This window comes from Stenotrophomonas sp. YJH_SMC_94-11 (assembly GCF_059370435.1).
The window spans coordinates 1-18,213 of record NZ_JCAFTR010000002.1 but is presented as its reverse complement, the minus strand read 5'-3'; the positions used below and the strand labels follow the sequence as shown (position 1 = coordinate 18,213).

Annotated in this window: 17 protein-coding genes and 3 tRNA genes; all 20 read right to left on the bottom strand. The window is 64.3% G+C overall.

What is annotated here, in order from left to right; all coding sequences use genetic code 11:
• Positions 1 to 2: 2 nt before the first annotated feature.
• The 20 genes from rimP to tpiA all read right to left on the bottom strand — a co-directional run bounded on the left by rimP (position 3) and on the right by tpiA (position 17,716).
• On the bottom strand, positions 3 to 593 hold the full coding sequence (rimP, locus tag AC5P74_RS04280) for a ribosome maturation factor RimP (RefSeq protein WP_005417913.1): 591 nt from the start codon (positions 591 to 593) through the stop codon (positions 3 to 5).
• 367 nt (positions 594 to 960) lie between these two features.
• A tRNA-Met gene (locus AC5P74_RS04275) sits at positions 961 to 1,037 on the bottom strand.
• Between the two features lie 82 nt (positions 1,038 to 1,119).
• A tRNA-Met gene (locus AC5P74_RS04270) sits at positions 1,120 to 1,196 on the bottom strand.
• Between the two features lie 126 nt (positions 1,197 to 1,322).
• On the bottom strand, positions 1,323 to 2,783 hold the full coding sequence (nuoN, locus tag AC5P74_RS04265) for an NADH-quinone oxidoreductase subunit NuoN (RefSeq protein ID WP_005417915.1): 1,461 nt from the start codon (positions 2,781 to 2,783) through the stop codon (positions 1,323 to 1,325).
• Positions 2,784 to 2,798: 15 nt separating this feature from the next.
• On the bottom strand, positions 2,799 to 4,307 hold the full coding sequence (locus tag AC5P74_RS04260) for an NADH-quinone oxidoreductase subunit M (RefSeq protein ID WP_005410452.1): 1,509 nt from the start codon (positions 4,305 to 4,307) through the stop codon (positions 2,799 to 2,801).
• A gap of 23 nt (positions 4,308 to 4,330) precedes the next feature.
• Entirely contained in the window at positions 4,331 to 6,496 is a 2,166-nt protein-coding gene (gene nuoL / locus AC5P74_RS04255; protein WP_053500855.1) for an NADH-quinone oxidoreductase subunit L, read from the bottom strand.
• A gap of 7 nt (positions 6,497 to 6,503) precedes the next feature.
• Positions 6,504 to 6,809 carry an NADH-quinone oxidoreductase subunit NuoK gene (gene nuoK / locus AC5P74_RS04250; RefSeq protein WP_005417921.1) on the bottom strand — a complete coding sequence of 102 codons (306 nt, stop codon included), beginning with the start codon at positions 6,807 to 6,809 and terminating at the stop codon, positions 6,504 to 6,506.
• Positions 6,806 to 7,462, bottom strand: coding sequence for an NADH-quinone oxidoreductase subunit J (locus AC5P74_RS04245; protein ID WP_005417923.1), 657 nt, complete (start codon positions 7,460 to 7,462; stop codon positions 6,806 to 6,808). The genes nuoK and AC5P74_RS04245 overlap by 4 nt, the downstream gene beginning before the upstream one ends.
• 9 nt (positions 7,463 to 7,471) lie before the next feature.
• Positions 7,472 to 7,960, bottom strand: coding sequence for an NADH-quinone oxidoreductase subunit NuoI (gene nuoI, locus AC5P74_RS04240; RefSeq protein ID WP_005417924.1), 489 nt, complete (start codon positions 7,958 to 7,960; stop codon positions 7,472 to 7,474).
• A 3-nt stretch (positions 7,961 to 7,963) separates the two neighbouring features.
• Entirely contained in the window at positions 7,964 to 9,058 is a 1,095-nt protein-coding gene (gene nuoH, locus AC5P74_RS04235; RefSeq protein WP_346608045.1) for an NADH-quinone oxidoreductase subunit NuoH, read from the bottom strand.
• The gene (gene nuoG / locus AC5P74_RS04230) at positions 9,055 to 11,289 is read right to left on the bottom strand and encodes an NADH-quinone oxidoreductase subunit NuoG (protein ID WP_053500857.1); all 2,235 of its coding nucleotides are present in this window, start codon (positions 11,287 to 11,289) and stop codon (positions 9,055 to 9,057) included. Before nuoG ends, nuoH begins: the two co-directional genes overlap by 4 nt.
• The gene (nuoF, locus tag AC5P74_RS04225; protein ID WP_005417934.1) at positions 11,286 to 12,626 is read right to left on the bottom strand and encodes an NADH-quinone oxidoreductase subunit NuoF; all 1,341 of its coding nucleotides are present in this window, start codon (positions 12,624 to 12,626) and stop codon (positions 11,286 to 11,288) included. Before nuoF ends, nuoG begins: the two co-directional genes overlap by 4 nt.
• Positions 12,627 to 12,630: 4 nt before the next feature.
• Positions 12,631 to 13,158, bottom strand: a complete 528-nt coding sequence (gene nuoE, locus AC5P74_RS04220; RefSeq protein ID WP_005410460.1) for an NADH-quinone oxidoreductase subunit NuoE — start codon at positions 13,156 to 13,158, stop codon at positions 12,631 to 12,633.
• 97 nt (positions 13,159 to 13,255) lie between these two features.
• Entirely contained in the window at positions 13,256 to 14,563 is a 1,308-nt protein-coding gene (locus tag AC5P74_RS04215) for an NADH-quinone oxidoreductase subunit D (RefSeq protein ID WP_005417935.1), read from the bottom strand.
• Positions 14,560 to 15,309, bottom strand: coding sequence for an NADH-quinone oxidoreductase subunit C (locus tag AC5P74_RS04210; protein ID WP_138952160.1), 750 nt, complete (start codon positions 15,307 to 15,309; stop codon positions 14,560 to 14,562). Before AC5P74_RS04210 ends, AC5P74_RS04215 begins: the two co-directional genes overlap by 4 nt.
• Positions 15,310 to 15,342: 33 nt before the next feature.
• Positions 15,343 to 15,897, bottom strand: a complete 555-nt coding sequence (locus tag AC5P74_RS04205; protein WP_005417936.1) for a NuoB/complex I 20 kDa subunit family protein — start codon at positions 15,895 to 15,897, stop codon at positions 15,343 to 15,345.
• Positions 15,888 to 16,244, bottom strand: coding sequence for an NADH-quinone oxidoreductase subunit A (locus tag AC5P74_RS04200; RefSeq protein ID WP_005417937.1), 357 nt, complete (start codon positions 16,242 to 16,244; stop codon positions 15,888 to 15,890). Before AC5P74_RS04200 ends, AC5P74_RS04205 begins: the two co-directional genes overlap by 10 nt.
• 111 nt (positions 16,245 to 16,355) lie before the next feature.
• Positions 16,356 to 16,440: transfer RNA gene (locus AC5P74_RS04195), tRNA-Leu, on the bottom strand.
• 51 nt (positions 16,441 to 16,491) lie between these two features.
• On the bottom strand, positions 16,492 to 16,929 hold the full coding sequence (gene secG, locus AC5P74_RS04190; RefSeq protein WP_005417938.1) for a preprotein translocase subunit SecG: 438 nt from the start codon (positions 16,927 to 16,929) through the stop codon (positions 16,492 to 16,494).
• A 31-nt stretch (positions 16,930 to 16,960) separates the two neighbouring features.
• A complete protein-coding gene (tpiA, locus tag AC5P74_RS04185; RefSeq protein ID WP_021203422.1) occupies positions 16,961 to 17,716 on the bottom strand; it encodes a triose-phosphate isomerase in 756 nt (251 codons plus the stop codon).
• Positions 17,717 to 18,213: the final 497 nt, after the last annotated feature.

Sequence of the window (18,213 nt, the reverse complement as noted above, 5' to 3'; positions counted from 1 at the left end):
GCTCACTCCGCGCGCGGCTTCTTTGCCGCCGGCTCGTTGGAAGAAGAATTCGTGTTCGGCTTCGGACGCTTCGGCGCCGGACCGGTCGGCTTGCTCGGGGCCAGCCCCAGCGCCACCCAGTCGGGCATGATCCGTGCCTTGTCGATGTTGTCGGCCGACACGACCACTTCAGCCTTGTCGACGATGAAGGTGATGGTGCCCGCAGCCTCGTCGATCGCTTCGATGCGGCCCTGCAGGCGACGACGGTTGTCCTGCGGCAGCTTCAGCGTGACCTTGGCCGATTCACCCTGGTGGCGGCCGAACTGCTCCAGGTTGAACAGCGGGCGGTCCACGCCCGGCGAGGACACTTCCAGCGTGTAATTGCCGCTGATTGGGTCTTCGACGTCCAGCTGCGCCGAGACTTCGCGGCTGACCCGCTCGCAGTCGTCGACATTGATGATGCGCTCGGGCTGTTCAGCCAGCGGCACGTCGATGTAAAGGCGCAGGGTCGCACCGCCGGGGGCCGGCAGATACTCAACGCCCAGCAGCTCCAGGCCCAGCGACACAACGGTCGGGGCGAGCAGATTCGCGATGTCGGTTGCCTTGTCGCTCACAGCCTGCCTTGATCTCTATGGTTGGGTGCCGGCCTTGGCCGGCGTGGAAACATGACGCCCCGGAAACGACAAAGGGCCCGTTGGGCCCCTTTTCCGGAAAGACTCCGGTGACTGGATTCCGGTTGCAACCTGCATTGCCTGCCGGTTGCGGCCCTCCTTCCGGGTCCGGACTCCCGCTGGGAGGCCGCCTTCAGGGGTACTGCTAGGCCGCTGATGATAGCGGCTGCACCGCGCTGGTGCAAGGTGCGGACCCGGGGTCAGATCCCTTTTCCACGGGAAAAGGGATCTGACCCCGATCACGCAGAAACGACGCAGACCCCAAAGAAAAACGCCCTCGAAGCAGGACTTCGAAGGCGATTTCTCTACTTGGTAGCGGGGGCAGGATTTGAACCTGCGACCTTCGGGTTATGAGCCCGACGAGCTGCCAGACTGCTCCACCCCGCATCAGAAGCGGAATTATGAGCGGTTGCTCCAAAAACTGCAAGCCTCCCCTCATTCATCAAATCGGTTGGCGCCGATCCGAAGTTGGTAGCGGGGGCAGGATTTGAACCTGCGACCTTCGGGTTATGAGCCCGACGAGCTGCCAGACTGCTCCACCCCGCACCGGAAGTGTTTGAACTGCTGCCCTGCTCTTTCGAGGGGGCTACCGCAACGATGTTCTGGCTGAACCGCTGCAGTGACAACTCAGGCTGCGCATATTACACGAATCGCGCAGCTTTGTGTCAACTTTTATGCAAGATGCGCAAATGCCTGCTGGCACCAGACCATGATCGGGTTCCAGGCCAGGCCCAAGGCCAGCAGCGCCAGGGCATTGACACCCAGCACCACACCCAGCACGCGGTCGTTGTTGCGCGGCATGGCCTCGCCCACCGGCTCATCGAAGTACATGACCTTGATGACGCGCAGGTAGTAGAAGCAGCCGACCACGGCGCACAGCACGCCCAGGATGGCCAGCCACAGCAGGCCGCCGTTGACGGCCGCGCCCAGCACCGCCAGCTTGGTCCAGAAGCCCAGGAACGGCGGGATGCCGGCCAGCGACGCCATGATGCATAGCACCAGGCCGGCCATCCACGGGTTGCGGGCATTGAGGCCCTTGAAGTCCTCGATGTTCTCGGCTTCAAAACCGGCACGCGACAGCGCGATGATCGCGCCGAAGGCGGCGGTCGACATGATGGCGTAGGCCAGTGCGTAGAACAGCGCAGCGGCATAGCCCTGTGCGCCACCACCGGCGATGCCCATCAGCAGGAAGCCGATGTGCGAGACGGTGGAGAACGCCAGCATGCGCTTGAGATTGCTCTGCGCGATGGCCATCAGGTTGCCGATGACCAGCGAGACTGCGGCCAGGCCGGCGATCAGCAGCTGCAGTTCGGTCGACAGCGGACCCACGCCCATTTCCAGCAGGCGGTAGGCCATGCCGAAGGCGGCCAGCTTCGGCGCCGAGCTGATGAACAGTGCGATCGGTGCCGGGGCACCCTGGTACACGTCCGGCAGCCACATGTGGAACGGTGCCGCACCCAGCTTGAAGGCGACGCCGGCGATCATGAACACCGCACCGGTGATCAGCAGCACGCGCTCTTCCGAGTGCGGGATGGCGTCACGGATGACGTCCAGGTGCAGGCTGCCGGTAGCGCCGTAGATCAGCGACATGCCGTACAGCAGCAGGCCAGAGGCCAGCGAGCCGAGCACGATGTACTTCATCGCCGCTTCCGAGGCCAGGCCGTTCTCGCGGTTGCTGGCGACCAGGGCGTAGGAGCACAGCGCCAGCAGTTCCAGGCCCAGGTAGACCATCAGCAGGCTGCCGGCCGACACCAGGATCATCATGCCGGCGGTGCCGAACAGGATCAGCACCGGGATCTCGCCCTGGAACAGGTTGCGCTCACGCAGGTAACGCCAGCCGTAGACCAGGGTCAGGCCGCTGAGCAGCACGATCCCGGTCTTCATCACGTCCGCGGCGGTATCGCGCACGAACATGCCATGGAAGACCTCGCCCTGCCCGCCCACGCCGGTGGCCAGCATGAACAGCACCACGGCCAGCGCAGCGAGCGAGAACAGGTGGGTGACGATCTTGTTCCGGTTGCTGACGAACAGGTCGAGGATCATCAGGGCGAAGGCGCTGCCGATCAGCACCAGCTCGGGAGCGAGCGGTGGCAGGTCAGCGGCGGTCAATGGCAGCAGCGGCGAGGTGGTCATCATCAAATCCTGGAATTACAGCAGCTTGCTGGATGCGATCTGCATCGCCAGCTTCGCGATCGAGGGCTCCATCAGGTCGGTCAGCGGCTTGGGATAGATGCCCAGGGCCAGCACGCCGATGGCGAACACGCCCAGCACCAGCCATTCGCGGCCGTTGATGTCCTTCAGTTCGGCAACATGGCTGTTGGCCACTTCACCGAAGAAGATGCGCTTGTACAGCCACAGGGTGTAGGCGGCGCCGATGATCAGGGTGGTGGCCGCGCCCAGCGCGATCCACGGATTGCGCTGGAAGGCCGACAGGATGACCATGAACTCGCCGACGAAACCGCTGGTACCGGGCAGGCCCGCGTTGGCCATGAAGAACAGCATGGCGAAGGTGGCGAACCACGGCATCACGTTGACCACGCCGCCGTAATCGGCGATGCGGCGGCTGTGCATGCGGTCGTACAGCACGCCGACACAGGAGAACATCGCGCCGGAGACGAAGCCGTGCGAGATCATCTGCACCATGGCGCCCTGCAGGCCCAGGCGGGCGGCATCGGCGTTACCGGCTTCACGGACCAGCCACAGGGCAATGAAGGTGCCCAGGGTGACGAAGCCCATGTGCGCGATCGACGAATAGGCGATCAGCTTCTTCATGTCGTCCTGTACCAGGGCGACCAGGCCAACGTAGATCACTGCGATCAACGACAGCGCAATCACCAGCCAGGCCCATTCCTGGGACGCGTCCGGGACGATCGGCAGGTTGAAGCGCAGGAAGCCATAGCCACCGATCTTCAGGGCGATGGCGGCCAGGATCACCGAACCGGCGGTCGGCGCTTCCACGTGGGCGTCCGGCAGCCAGGTATGGACCGGGAACATCGGCACCTTGACCGCGAAGGCGATCAGGAACGCGAAGAAGATCCAGGTCTGTTCCTTGGCCGACAGTGGCAGTGCATACAGGTCGGCCAGCTGGAAGCTGCCGCCCTTCATGTACAGGTAGATCAGTGCCACCAGCATCAGCACCGAGCCGAGGAAGGTGTACAGGAAGAACTTCAGCGCAGCGTAGATGCGACGTGGGCCGCCCCAGACACCGATGATCAGGAACATCGGGATCAGCATCGCCTCGAAGAACACGTAGAACAGCATCGCGTCCGTCGCCGCGAAGATACCGACCGTGACGCCTTCCAGGATCAGGAAAGCCGCCACGTACTGGTTCACGCGCTTGTCGATGGCGCTCCAGGCGCCGATCAGGGCAAGCACGCTGACCAGGGTAGTCAGCAGGATCAGCGCCACGGCAATGCCGTCCACGCCCAGGTTGTAGCCGATCTTGTACGCCGGGATCCAGGCATGGGTCTCGACGAACTGCAGACCGTCGATGCCCGCGTTGTAGCCGCTCAGCAGCGAGAGGCTCGCCACGAACGTCAGCACCGCTACGCCCAGCGACGCCCAGCGGGCGGTCTGCGCATCACGGATCGCAAGGATCAGGGCGCCACCGATGATCGGCAGCCAGATGAGGACACTGAGTAGAGGCCAGTTCGACACGTCTTCTTATTCCGTACAGGTCATCAACGCAGGTAATGCATCAGCACGCCCAGCAGGGCAATCAGGCCGATGATCATCGCGAAGGCGTAGTGATAGAGGAAACCGGATTGGGTACGACGCAGCACGCCGGCTGCAACGTCCACAACACGTGCCGAGAGATTGACCACGCCGTCGACGATGTTGCTGTCGATCCAGCGCGAGACCTTGCCCAGCTTGACGCTGCCACCGGCAAAGCCATCGATCCACAGCTTGTCGAAGCCGTACTTGTTTTCCAGCACCGACACCAGCGGAGCGAAGGTCTTGCGCGCCTTGCCCGACAGGTCCGGCTTCCACAGGTAGAACAGTGCGGCCAGCAGGAAGCCCGCAACGGTCAGCATGAACGCCGGAGCCATCATGCCGTGCAGCGCGAAGGCGACCGGGCCGTGGAACTCCTCACCCAGGAAGCCGATGGTGTTCTTGGCCGGATCGTAGAAGTCGACGATTCCGGTGAAGAACGTATGCGCCTGGCCCTTGATGGCATCGTGGGCATGATGGCCGGCCCAGTCGGTGCCGTACAGCATCGGACCGATGCTGAAGAAACCGATGGCGATCGACGGGATGGCCAGCAGGATCAGCGGCAAGGTCACCACCCACGGGGTTTCGTGCGGCTCATGCGGACCGTGGCCATGGCCGTGGTCATCGTGATGCGCATCGCCGTGGTGGGCGTCGGCGGCGTGGTGAGCGTCATGGCCGTGACCATGATCGTCATGATGCACGTCGCGGAAACGCTCCTTGCCGTGGAAGGTCAGGAACAGCAGGCGGAAGCTGTAGAAGCTGGTGACGATCACGCCACCCAGCACTGCCCAGTAGCCGTAGGTGGCCACCCAGTTGTCGGACAGGTGCGCGTGCAGCTCGGCGGCCTCGATGATGGTGTCCTTCGAGTAGAAGCCGGAGAAGAACGGCGTACCCACCAGTGCCAGCGTACCGATCCACATGGTGATGAAGGTGATCGGCATGTACTTGCGCAGGCCACCCATCTTGCGCATGTCCTGCTCGTGGTGCATGGCAATGATGACCGAGCCGGCACCCAGGAACAGCAGCGCCTTGAAGAAGGCGTGGGTCATCAGGTGGAACACGGCTGCCGAGTAGGCCGACACGCCCAGTGCAACCGTCATGTAGCCCAGCTGCGACAGCGTGGAGTACGCGACGACGCGCTTGATGTCGTTCTGCACGATACCGATCAGGCCGGTGAAGAACGCGGTGGTGGCACCGATGAACAGCACGAAGTTCAGCGCGGTCTGCGACAGCTCGAACAGCGGCGACATGCGGGTGACCATGAAGATACCGGCGGTCACCATCGTCGCGGCGTGGATCAGTGCCGAGATCGGGGTCGGGCCTTCCATCGAGTCGGGCAGCCACACGTGCAGCGGGACCTGGGCCGACTTGCCCATGGCACCAATGAACAGGCAGATGCAGATGACGGTAGCGATCGACCAGATCACCGGCTCGTTGAGCAGCTGCATGCCCAGGATCGTGCCGTCCCAGATCTGCAGCTGGGCGCGCGGATCAGCCAGCATGCCGGCCTGGGAGAACACCTGCGAGTAGTCCAGGGTGCCGAACACCCACAGCACGCCGGCGATGCCGAGCAGGAAGCCGAAGTCGCCGACGCGGTTGACCAGGAACGCCTTCATGTTGGCGAAGATCGCGGTCGGGCGCTTGAACCAGAAGCCGATCAGCAGGTACGACACCAGGCCCACCGCTTCCCAGCCGAAGAACAGCTGCAGGAAGTTGTTGCTCATCACCAGGGTGAGCATCGAGAAGGTGAACAGCGAGATGTAGCTGAAGAACCGCTGGTAGCCCGGATCGTCCTGCATGTAGCCGATCGTGTAGATGTGGACCAGCAGCGACACGAAGGTCACCACCACCATCATCATCGCGGTCAGCTTGTCGACCATGAAGCCGACGTGGGCCGAGTACTGGCCGACTTCGAAGAACGTGTAGATGTTCTGGTTGAACGGCTGTGCGCCGCCCCACAGCAGCTGGTAGAGCGTGTACATCGACAGGCCGCAGGCCACCGCGACGCCGAGGATGGTGATGGTCTGCGCGCCGAAGCGCTTGACCTGGCGACCGAACAGGCCGGCGATGATGCTGCCGAACAGCGGCGCAAGCACCACTGCGATCAACAGACTCTTGGAGAGAGTGATTTCCATCTGTGGATCAGCCCTTCAACGAATCGACTTCGCCGACATTGATCGTGCGGCGGGTACGGAACAGGGTCACCAGGATCGCCAGGCCGATGGCGGCTTCCGCGGCGGCGACGGTCAGGATGAAGAACACGAACAGCTGGCCGGACGGGTCGCCCAGCTGGCGCGAGAAGCCGACGAAGTTGATGTTCACCGACAGCAGCATCAGTTCGATCGACATCAGCAGGACGATGACGTTCTTCCGGTTGAGGAAGATGCCGGCCAGGCTGATGGCGAACAGCACCGCGCCAAGCGCAAGGATGTGGCCAAGGGTAATCACGGCTGGGTCTCCTCGCCGGTGGCCGGCTTGCTGTTGCTGTGCACGACCGGTGCTTCGGCACCCATCTTGACCATGCGCAGGCGCTGGCCGGCCTTGACCATGGTCTGCTCGCCCGGGTTCTGGCTCTTGACGCCGGTACGACGGCGCAGGGTCAGCATGACGGCGGCAACCACGGCCACGGTCAGGATGACGGCGGCGAACTCGAACGGCAGCAGGTACTCGGTGAACAGCGTGCGTGCCAGCCAGGTGATGTTGGAACTGTCGGCGGCGACCGCAGCGGCGTTGTCAGCCGGGAACGGCGTAACCGAGCGTGCCTTGACGCCGATCAGGATCAGCATCTGCGCCAGCATCGCCACCGCGACGATGAGGCCGACCGGCAGGTAGCGCACCCAGCCCTCACGCAGCTTGGTGGGGTCGATGTCCAGCATCATCACCACGAACAGGAACAGCACCATCACCGCGCCGACGTAGACCAGCACCAGGGCCACGCCGAGGAACTCGGCCCCTACCAGCAGCCACACGCAGGCAATGGAGAAGAAGGTCAGCACCAGGCAGAGCACGGCGTGAACCGGGTTGCGCACGCTGATCACCGCACCGGCCGAAACCGTTGCCGCTATGGCGAACACCCAGAAAGCGATATTTACCCAATCCATCTCTCGACCTCAGCGGTAAGCGGCATCGGCGGCACGACGCTCGGCGATCTCGGACTCGAGACGGTCGCCAAGGGCCAGCAGCTGCGGCTTGGTAACGATGTTTTCGCCACGGTTCTCGAAGTGGTACTCGAGGATGTGGGTTTCGACGATCGAGTCCACCGGGCAGCTTTCTTCGCAGAAGCCGCAGAAGATGCACTTGAACAGGTCGATGTCGTAGCGGGTGGTGCGGCGGGTGCCGTCCTCGCGCTTGGCCGAGTCGATGGTGATGGCCAGGGCCGGGCACACCGCTTCACACAGCTTGCAGGCAATGCAGCGCTCTTCGCCGTTGGGATAACGGCGCAGGGCGTGCAGGCCACGGAAGCGCGGCGACTGCGGGAACTTCTCCATCGGGTACATCATCGTGTACTTCGGCTTGAAGCTGTACTTCAGCGTCAGCCAGAGGCCGGCCAGCAGTTCGAGCAGCAGCAGGCTCTTGAAGTAATGGGTAATCCTGTTCATCACTTAGACGCCCTTTTGAATCACGCCGAAGAACACCATGACGGCGGTAACCGCGATCCACAGAATGGCCAGCGGGATGAAGACCTTCCAGCCCAGGCGCATGATCTGGTCATAGCGGAAGCGCGGGAAGCTGGCACGGAACCAGATGTAGGCACTGGCGAAGAAGAACACCTTGACGAACAACCACGGTGCACCGCCCTTCCAGATCCAGTCGACCAGCGGCGAGACATTGCCGAAATCGACCCAGCCCTGGACCGGGCTCAGCCAGCCGCCGAGGAAGAAGATCGAGATCAGGAAGCTGATCAGGATCATGTTCGCGTATTCGGCCAGGAAGAACAGGGCGAAGGCGCCGCCGGAGTACTCGACCATGTGGCCGGCAACGATTTCCGACTCGCCTTCCACCACGTCGAACGGCGCACGGTTGGTTTCAGCCACGCCCGACACCCAGTAGATGACGAACAGCGGGAGCAGCGGCAGCAGGAACCAGTCGAAGAAGCCGGAACTGCCGGCCTGCGCCATCACGATGTTGCTCAGGTTCAGGCTGCCCGAGGCGATCATCACGCCGACCAGGGCGAAGCCCATGGCGATTTCGTAGCTGATCATCTGCGCCGAGGCACGCATCGCACCCAGGAACGCATACTTCGAGTTGGATGCCCAGCCGGCCAGGATGATGCCGTAGATGCCCAGCGAGGTCATCGCCAGCAGGTACAGCAGGCCGGCGTTGGCATTGGACAGCACGATCTGCGAATCGAAGGGCACCACCGACCAGGCCGCGAAGGCCGGGGCCAGGGTGATCAGCGGGGCCAGCAGATAGATCGCCTTGTTGGCGCTGCTCGGCTGGACCACTTCCTTGAACAGCAGCTTGAAGACGTCGGCGAAGGCCTGGAAGATGCCCATGCCCACGTACATCGGGCCATGACGGACGTGCATCCAGCCGATCAGCTTGCGTTCCCAGACCACGTAGAAGGCCACCGAGATGATCACCGGCACGGCGATCACCAGGATCTTCAGGATGATCCAGATCAGCGCGCCGATGTCACCGAGGCCCAGCAGCCACTGGTGCAGCGGGTCGACCGCGTTCAACAGCAATTCGTTCATGCAGCCACCACCGATACGCGAGCGGCACCCAGCGGCGCGGTCGCGCCGTGGCCCGATTCAATCCAGACCGAACCCGCAGCGACGCGGGCGTCGACCACCACCGGCAGGGTGGCCTTGCCGGCGTCGGTGCCGACCTTGGCCATCTGCCCTTCCTGCAGCTGCAGGCGAGCGGCATCTTCTGCGTTCAGCACGATGCGCGGGGCGTTGTTGAGCGGATGCGACTGCAGTGCCGGCGCGCGACGGACCACCGCATCGGTGCGGTAGATCGCGGCGGTCGAAGCCACTTCCAGGCCTTCACCGGCAACTGCCGGCTGCGCCGAAGCAGCGACGGTGACCGACACCGGGGCCAGGCTGGCACGCAGGCCGGCCAGGTCGGTGAAGTCGAAACCGGCCAGGGCCATGTCGCCGCCCAGTGCTCGCAGCACGCGCCAGCCTTCGCGGGCCTCGCCCGGCAGCTTGCCGCCGGCACGGGCCGACTGCTCGCGACCATCGAGGTTGGTCAGGGTGGCATCGATTTCCGGCAGCGCACCGATCGGCAGGATCACGTCGGCAACGTCGCGGGTCGAGGCGCAGGCGAACTGGCTGAAGGCCACCACCTGGGCACCGGCCAGCGCCTTGCGGGCGGCCGGGGCGTCGGCGAAGTCCAGGCCCGGCTCAAGGCCGTACACCACGTAGGCCTGGCGCGGCTGCGCCAGCATCGCGGCGACGTCCTTGCCAGCCGGCAGCACGCCGGCGCGGGTCAGGCCAACGGCGTTGGCGCCCTGCGGGATGCGGCACAGCTTGGCACCGGTAGCGGCAGCGAAGTCACGCGCGGCAGCGCGGATCGCGGCAGCCTGCGGGTGGTTCTCGGCGATGCCACCAACGATCAGCACGGTGTTGTTGCCGCCCTGCACTGCCGAACGCAGCTCGGCGTTGGCCAGCGCGTCGACGAACTTCGACGGGGCAACGATCTGCTTGCCGGCGACACTGAAGGCGAAGTCGAAGTCCACCGGATTGACGACGTGGATCTTCGCGCCCTTGGTGGTCTGCGCCTTGCGCAGGCGAGCGTGCAGCAGCGGCAGTTCGTGGCGGATGTTGCTGCCCAGGACCACGATGCGGTCGGCGCCCTCGATCTCGGCCAGCGGCAGGCCGAACACTTCGGCGGTTGCGGCGTCGGAGAAATCGCGGTTGTTGATGCGGTGGTCGATGTTGCCCGAGCCCAGGCCCTTGGCCAGGCGGGCCAGCAGTGCGCCTTCCTCGTTCGAGGTCGATGGGTGCACCAGCACGCCCAGGTTGTCACCCTGGTTGGCCTTGAGGATTTCGGCGGCCGCGGCCAGGCCTTCGGCCCAGCTCACTTCCTTCCACTCGCCATTGACCTTGCGCAGCGGCTTGACCGCACGGTCTTCGCTGTACAGGCCCTGGTGCGAGTAGCGGTCACGGTCGGACAGCCAGCACTCGTTCACGGCTTCGTTGTCGCGCGGCACGGTGCGCAGCACTTCACCGCGACGCACGTGCAGGAACAGGTTCGAACCCATCGCATCGTGGTAGCCCAGCGACTCGCGGGCGGTCAGTTCCCACGGGCGGGCGCGGAACTGGAACACCTTGTTGGTCAGCGCGCCGACCGGGCAGACGTCAACGACGTTGCCGGACAGCTCGGTGGTCAGCGGCTTGCCGTCGAAGGTACCGATCTGCAGGTTCTCACCGCGGTACATGCCACCCAGTTCGTAGGTACCGGCAACGTCGGCGGTGAAGCGGACGCAGCGGGTGCACTGGATGCAGCGGGTCATCTCGGTGGCGACCAGCGGACCCATGTCCTCGTCAGGCACCACGCGCTTGCGCTCGTTGAAGCGGCTGACCGAACGGCCATAGCCCAGCGACACGTCCTGCAGCTCGCACTCGCCGCCCTGATCGCAGATCGGGCAGTCCAGCGGGTGGTTGATGAGCAGGAACTCCATCACCGAGCGCTGGAACTTCAGTGCCTTCTCGCTGCGGGTGGCGACCTTCATGCCATCCATCACCGGGGTGGCACAGGCCGGCGCCGGCTTCGGCGACTTCTCCACGTCCACCAGGCACATGCGGCAGTTGGCGGCGATCGGCAGCTTCTCGTGATAGCAGAAGCGCGGAATGGAGATGCCGGCCTTGTCGGCGGCCTGGATGATCATCGAGCCCTTGGGCACGACCAGCGACTTGCCATCGATCTCGATGGTGACGTGATCGGGTGGGACGCTCGGATTTACGGGTTGCGCGCTCATGCAGCGGCTGCCTCCACCTTCTTGCCGTCAACCATCGAATGACCGTTGACGATGTAGTACTCGAACTCGTCCCAGAACTGGCGCAGGAAGCCCTGGATGGGCCATGCAGCCGCTTCGCCGAACGCACAGATGGTGTGGCCTTCGATCTGGCCGGCCACTGCCTTCAGCTGGTGCAGGTCTTCCATCGTGGCCTTGCCGGCGACGATGCGCTCCAGCACGCGGTGCATCCAGCCGGTGCCTTCGCGGCAGGGGGTGCACTGGCCGCAGGATTCCTTGTGGAAGAACTGGCTGATGCGGCAGGCGAACTTGACGCAGCAGACGCTGTCGTCGAGCACGACGATCGCGCCCGAACCCAGGCCGGAGCCCAGTGCGCGGATGGTGTCGTAGTCCATCGGCAGGCCCTTCAGTTCGGCTGCGGTCAGCACCGGCATCGACACGCCGCCTGGGATCGCGCCCTTGAGCTTGCGGCCCGGACGCAGGCCACCGGCCATCTCCAGCAGGTCATCGAAGGTGGTGCCCAGCGGCACTTCGAAGTTGCCGCCGTTCTGCACGCAGCCGGACACCGAGAAGCACTTCGGGCCGCCGTTGGCGGTCAGGCTCAGGCCCTTGAACCACTCCGGGCCGTTGCGGATGATCGCCGGCACCGAACCATAGGTTTCGGTGTTGTTGATCGTTGACGGCTTGCCGTACAGGCCGAAGTTGGCCGGGAACGGCGGCTTGTAGCGCGGCTGGCCCTTCTTGCCTTCCAGCGATTCCATCAGCGCGGTTTCTTCGCCGCAGATGTACGCGCCGGCGCCCAGCGCGCCGTAGATGTCGATGTCCACGCCGCTGCCGAGGATGTTCTTGCCCAGCCAGCCGTTCGCATAGGCGTCGGCCAGGGCCTGCTCGAAGTGCTCGAACGGCTCGTGGTGGAATTCACCGCGCAGGTAGTTGTAGCCCACGGTCGAACCGGTGGCGTAGCAGGCGATCGCCATGCCTTCCACGACCGAATGCGGGTTGTAGCGCAGGATGTCGCGATCCTTGCAGGTGCCCGGCTCGGATTCGTCCGAGTTGCAGAGGATGTACTTCTGCATGTTGCCCTTGGGCATGAACGACCACTTCAGGCCGGTCGGGAAGCCGGCGCCACCGCGGCCGCGCAGGCCCGAGGCCTTGACCATCTCGATGACCTGCTCCGGCGGGATCTTCTCTTCGAGGATCTTGCGCAGGGCAGCGTAGCCACCGGTCTTCAGGTAGCTTTCGTACGACCACGGGGTGTCGTAATGCAGGGTGGTATAGACCACCTGGTGCGGCAGCGGCGCGGGGCCGACCGGACCCTTGGATTCGTGGTGATGTGCCATGCCCTTACTCCAGCCCGTCCAGCAGCTCGTCGACCTTTTCCAGGGTCAGACGCTCATGGTAGTGACCGTTGATGACCATCATCGGCGCGCCACCGCAGCCGGCCAGGCACTCTTCCTCGCGCTTGAGGTAGACGCGGCCGTCAGGGGTCGATTCACCGTGCTTGATGCCCAGCTTCTTCTCGCAATGGCGCACGATGTCCTCGGCGCCATTGAGCCAGCAGCTGATGTTGGTGCAGATGGCCACGTTGTTGCGGCCCACCTTCTCGGTCTCGAACATCGAGTAGAAGCTGGCGACCTCGTAGGCCCACACCGGCGGCAGGTCCAGGTACTTGGCCACGCCGGCGATCAGTTCGTCGGTCAGCCAGCCCTGGTTCTGCTCCTGGGCCGCATGCAGGCCCTGCAGCACGGCAGAGCGCTTGCGGTCCGGCGGGAACTTGGACAGCCAGTGATCGATGTGAGCGCGGGTCTTGTCGCTCAGCACCACCATCGGGTCGACGTCGCGCGCCGCCTCGAAATTACCTGTCGCCTTCATCGGCCGACCTCAGCGAAATGCATAACGTGAAATTCCAGAAACTGCGGCGCCGGCTTGCGCCGGCTGCCTGCAGCGGGCGTTGGCGTGGCGGACGGCATTACCGGTCAACCTCGCCGAACACCAGGTCGTAGGTGCCGATCATCGCCACCACGTCAGCCAGCATGTGGCCGCGCACGACCGAATCGATCGAGGACAGGTGGGCGAAGCCCGGCGCACGCAGGTGCACGCGGAACGGCTTGTTGGCGCCATCGGAGACCAGGTAGCAGCCGAATTCACCCTTCGGGGCTTCCACCGCCGAGTAGGTCTCGCCGGCCGGCACGCAGTAGCCTTCGCTGAACAGCTTGAAGTGGTGGATCAACGCTTCCATGTCGTCCTTCATGTCCTCGCGCCTGGGCGGAGCGACCTTGAAGTTCTTCACCATCACCGGGCCCGGGTTGGCCTTCAGCCACGCCACGCACTGCTTGATGATGCGGTTGGATTCGCGCATTTCGGCAACGCGGACCAGATAGCGGTCGTAGCAGTCGCCTTCCTTGCCCAGCGGGATGTCGAAATCGACGGCATCGTACTTGGCGTACGGACGCTTCTTGCGCAGGTCCCAGGCAATGCCCGAGCCGCGCAGCATCACGCCGGTCATGCCCCACTGGTGGGCCAGTTCGGGAGTGACCACGCCGATGCCGACGGTACGCTGCTTCCAGATACGGTTGTCGGTCAGCAGGGTTTCGTATTCGTCGATGCGCTTGGGGAACTCGACGGTGAAGTTCTCCAGGAAGTCCAGCAGCGAGCCTTCGCGCGAAGCATTGAGCTGCTTCAGCGCCTTGCCCTTGTGCCAGCGCGATTCCTTGTACTTCGGCATGTGGTCCGGCAGGTCGCGGTAGACACCGCCCGGACGGTAGTACGCCGCGTGCATGCGCGCGCCGGAAACCGCTTCGTAGCAGTCCATCAGCTCTTCGCGTTCGCGGAAGGCGTACAGCATCACCGCCATCGCGCCCAGGTCGAGCGCGTTGGAGCCCAGCCACATCAGGTGGTTGAGGATGCGGGTGATTTCATCGTACATGGTGCGGATGTACTGGGCACGTTCCGGTGCCTCGATACCCATCAGGGTCTCGATCGCGCGCACGTACGCGTGCTCGTTGCACATCATCGACACGTAATCCAGGCGATCCATGTAGCCGATCGACTGGTTGAACGGCTTGGACTCGGCCAGCTTCTCGGTACCACGGTGCAGCAGACCCACGTGCGGGTCGGCGCGCATGATGGTTTCACCGTCCATTTCCAGGATCAGGCGCAGCACACCATGAGCGGCCGGATGCTGCGGGCCGAAGTTCATGGTGTAGTTGCGGATTTCCTGCCGGCTCTCGGCGGCGTTGCTGGCGAATGCTTCGCCGGCCTGGTGTACGTGGCTCACTTCACTGCCTCCTGCGCGCGCTCACCTTCTGCGGTCTGCAGACGGGCGTCGTCGCGGATCACGCGCGGCACGCCGACGCGCGGCTCCACCGAGGTGACCGGTTCGTAGATCACGCGCTTCTTTTCTTCGTCGTAGCGGACTTCGACATTGCCGATCAGCGGGAAGTCCTTGCGGAACGGATGGCCGACGAAACCGTAGTCGGTCAGGATCCGGCGCAGGTCCGGGTGGCCTTCGAAGATCACGCCGTACAGGTCGAACGCCTCGCGCTCGAACCAGTTCAGGCCCGGCCAGATGCCGGTCAGCGAGGACACCACCGGTAGTGCTTCGTCAGGGGCGAAGCAGCGCAGGTGCATCATCAGGTTGTGCTGGTAGGAACGCAGCTGCGCGACCACCGCAAAGCGCTGGGTCGGCATGTGCTGCGGGCGGGCACCGGCGGCACCGTTTTCCTCGGTGGGGAACTCGCCCCACGCGAAGCGGCCCTGGGCCTTGCCTTCGACGCCGCGGCTGAAGCCCTGCGAGGACACGTCAGCGGTGTCCCATTCGTCGGAGCCATAACCGAGGTAGTCGACGCCGCACAGATCCACGGCCTGCTCGAAACCAAACTCGTCACGCAGCGCCAGGGCGGTGGCGTGCCACTCGGCGGCAGGCACTTCCAGCGTCACTTCGCCGCGGGGTTCGACCACGATGACCTTCGCACCAGCGAAACGTGCGGAGAGTCGGTCGATGAAGGATGCTTGCTCTGCCATGGGGGCTTGGCGCGCTCTAGTCAGGTGAATGGGTCAGCGGGCGATGGTCTGTGTACGCCAGATCTTCTTCTGCAGCTGCAGGATCCCGTACACCAGCGCCTCGGCGGTCGGCGGGCAGCCCGGGACGTAGACGTCCACCGGCACCACGCGATCACAGCCGCGCACCACAGAATAGGAGTAGTGGTAGTAGCCGCCACCGTTGGCGCAGCTACCCATCGAGATGACCCACTTCGGGTCCGGCATCTGGTCGTAGACCTTGCGCAGCGCCGGGGCCATCTTGTTGACCAGGGTGCCGGCCACGATCATCACGTCGGACTGACGCGGCGACGGGCGGAACACCACGCCGTAGCGGTCCAGGTCCAGGCGCGCGGCGCCGGCATGCATCATCTCGACCGCGCAGCAGGCCAGGCCGAAGGTCATCGGCCACATCGAGCCGGTGCGCGCCCAGTTCAGCAGTGCGTCGACGCTGGTGGTGACGAAGCCCTTTTCCAGCAGCGGGTTGTCGCCTTCCGGCCGCAGGATGTCATCAACCCGGCCTTCCGGCGACGGGTTGTTCATGAGGCCATCGAGAGTCTGAATCACTCCCATTCCAGCGCTCCCTTCTTCCAGACGTAAATGAAACCGAGGAACAGCATGCCGACGAACAGGCCCATGGTGACCAGCGAACGGGCGCCCAGCTCCATGAAGACCTGGGTCCACGGCACGATGAAGATGATTTCCAGGTCGAAGACGATGAACTGGATCGCGATCAGGTAGTAGCGCACGTCGAACTTCATGCGCGCGTCTTCGAAGGCTTCGAAGCCGCACTCATACGGTGACAGCTTTTCCAGATCGGGGCGGCGGGGACCGAGGAATCGACCAACCAGCATCAGCGTAACGCCGATACCGGTGGCAACGATCAGAAACAGCAGAGACGGCAAATATTCGGCCAGCACAGCGATTCTCTCTTGCCTCTGCCGCCGCGCCTGCAGGCGCTTTGGCATGGGGGAGTGGACGGGAACCTGCCTGGCGCCTTGCGCGCCAGACGAACCCGCTTTACTTACAAATGGTGCCCAAGAGGGGACTCGAACCCCTACGACTTGCGTCGCTACCACCTCAAGGTAGTGCGTCTACCAATTCCGCCACCTGGGCAAACGATCACATCAGACTATCTTTCCGATGCGCCGCGTATTGTAACCGGCTTCAGTCTTTCTGGGAGCCTTCCGAAGGCTTTTCTTCACCAGAAACCGAAGATTCCGCCTGAGCCGGCACATTCGCGGCCGGAACCGGGGCTGCCGGGACCGCATCGGCCTTCGGGACGGCCGGCAGCTCGCCCGCCGGAGCCGCCGGAGCAGCCGCTGCCGGGGCGGACATCAGACCCAGATCCTGGTCGGCTGCCGGACGGGTGCCGTGACCGGCATACCAGGCCATGAAGAGGCTGATGCCAAAGAACACGACAGCCAGCCACTTGGTCGACTTGGACAGGAAGTTCGAGGCGCCACGCGCACCGAACACCGTACCCGAGGCACCAGCACCAAAGCCCGAACCTGCCGCCGCACCCGAGCCACGCTGCATCAGGATCAGCGCGATCATGGCCACAGCGACCAGCACGTAGACGACATTGAGGATCAACATCAGCATTGGAAACCGCCCTCGGACAATACTTCTAGGATTAGTTCGCGGCCGCCGCCCGTGCGATGGCCAGGAAGTCCGCGGCCACCAGGGAGGCGCCGCCGACCAGCCCACCATCGACATCCGGCTGCGCGAACAGTTCCCCGGCATTGTCGGGCTTCACGCTACCGCCGTAAACAATGGGCAGTGAATCGGCGATTCTAGCATCGATACGCGCGACTTCGCCACGGATGAACGCGTGCACCTGCTGTGCCTGTTCCTTGCTGGCGGTACGGCCGGTACCGATGGCCCAGACCGGCTCGTAGGCGACCACAGCATTGGCGAAACCTGCCGCGCCGACCAGCTCCAGCACCGGTGCCAGCTGGCTGGCGATGACCGCTTCGGTCTGCCCGGCCTCGCGCTGCTCCAGGGTCTCGCCCACGCACAGCACCGGCACCAGGCCGGCGTGCTGGGCGGCGGCGAACTTGCGCGCGACCAGCTCGCTACTCTCATGGTGGTACTGGCGGCGCTCGGAATGGCCGACCAGGCCATAGCGGGCCCCAACCTCGACCAGCATGGCCGCGCAGACCTCGCCGGTGTAGGCGCCCTTCTCGTTGCTGCTCACGTCCTGTGCACCAAAGGCCAGGCCGGTCTCGCCGAAGTCCTCGACCAGCTCGCCCAGATAGGGCAGCGGCGGCAGGATCACCACGTCCACGCCCTCCAGCGGCAGCCCGGCGGCCACCTGCCCCAGCAGTTCATTGGCGAATTGACGGCTGCCATGCAGCTTCCAGTTTCCGGCGACGATCTTGCGGCGCATGAGCGGGTGGCTCCTGTGTGAAGTCAGCCGGTCATGATACCCGCTACGGCAAAAATCCGTTTCCATGTAAGCGGTTACATGGATTTTCAGCCAACGGCGCAGCCCCTCGTGGCCGGGGGCGGGGTTTGGTTGGTCGCGGAGAGCCCGGTTGGATTGGCGGGCTTGGCCGGGCGGGTGGGGATGGCGGGGGACGCCGTAAACCCGTCCTTGGGGGCTTGGCCGCGGCATCCATGCCGCGGACACCCCCGTCATCCCCTCCCGCCCGGCCTCTGACGCATTCCGGCGGTTGCGCCTGCCACGGAAAGAAAAAAGAAGAGCAAGAGCAAAAGCGGCATTGCGGATGGTTGCCGGGGTCAGATGATCTGGCCCCCCGTCAGCGGACGCCAAGAAGCGATACTTTGATCGCACTTGGAGGTCCCTTATGTCCCGTATCACCCGTCGTAGCTACACCGATGAGTTCAAGCACCAAGCCGTGGAGTTGGCCGAGTCGCTCGGGC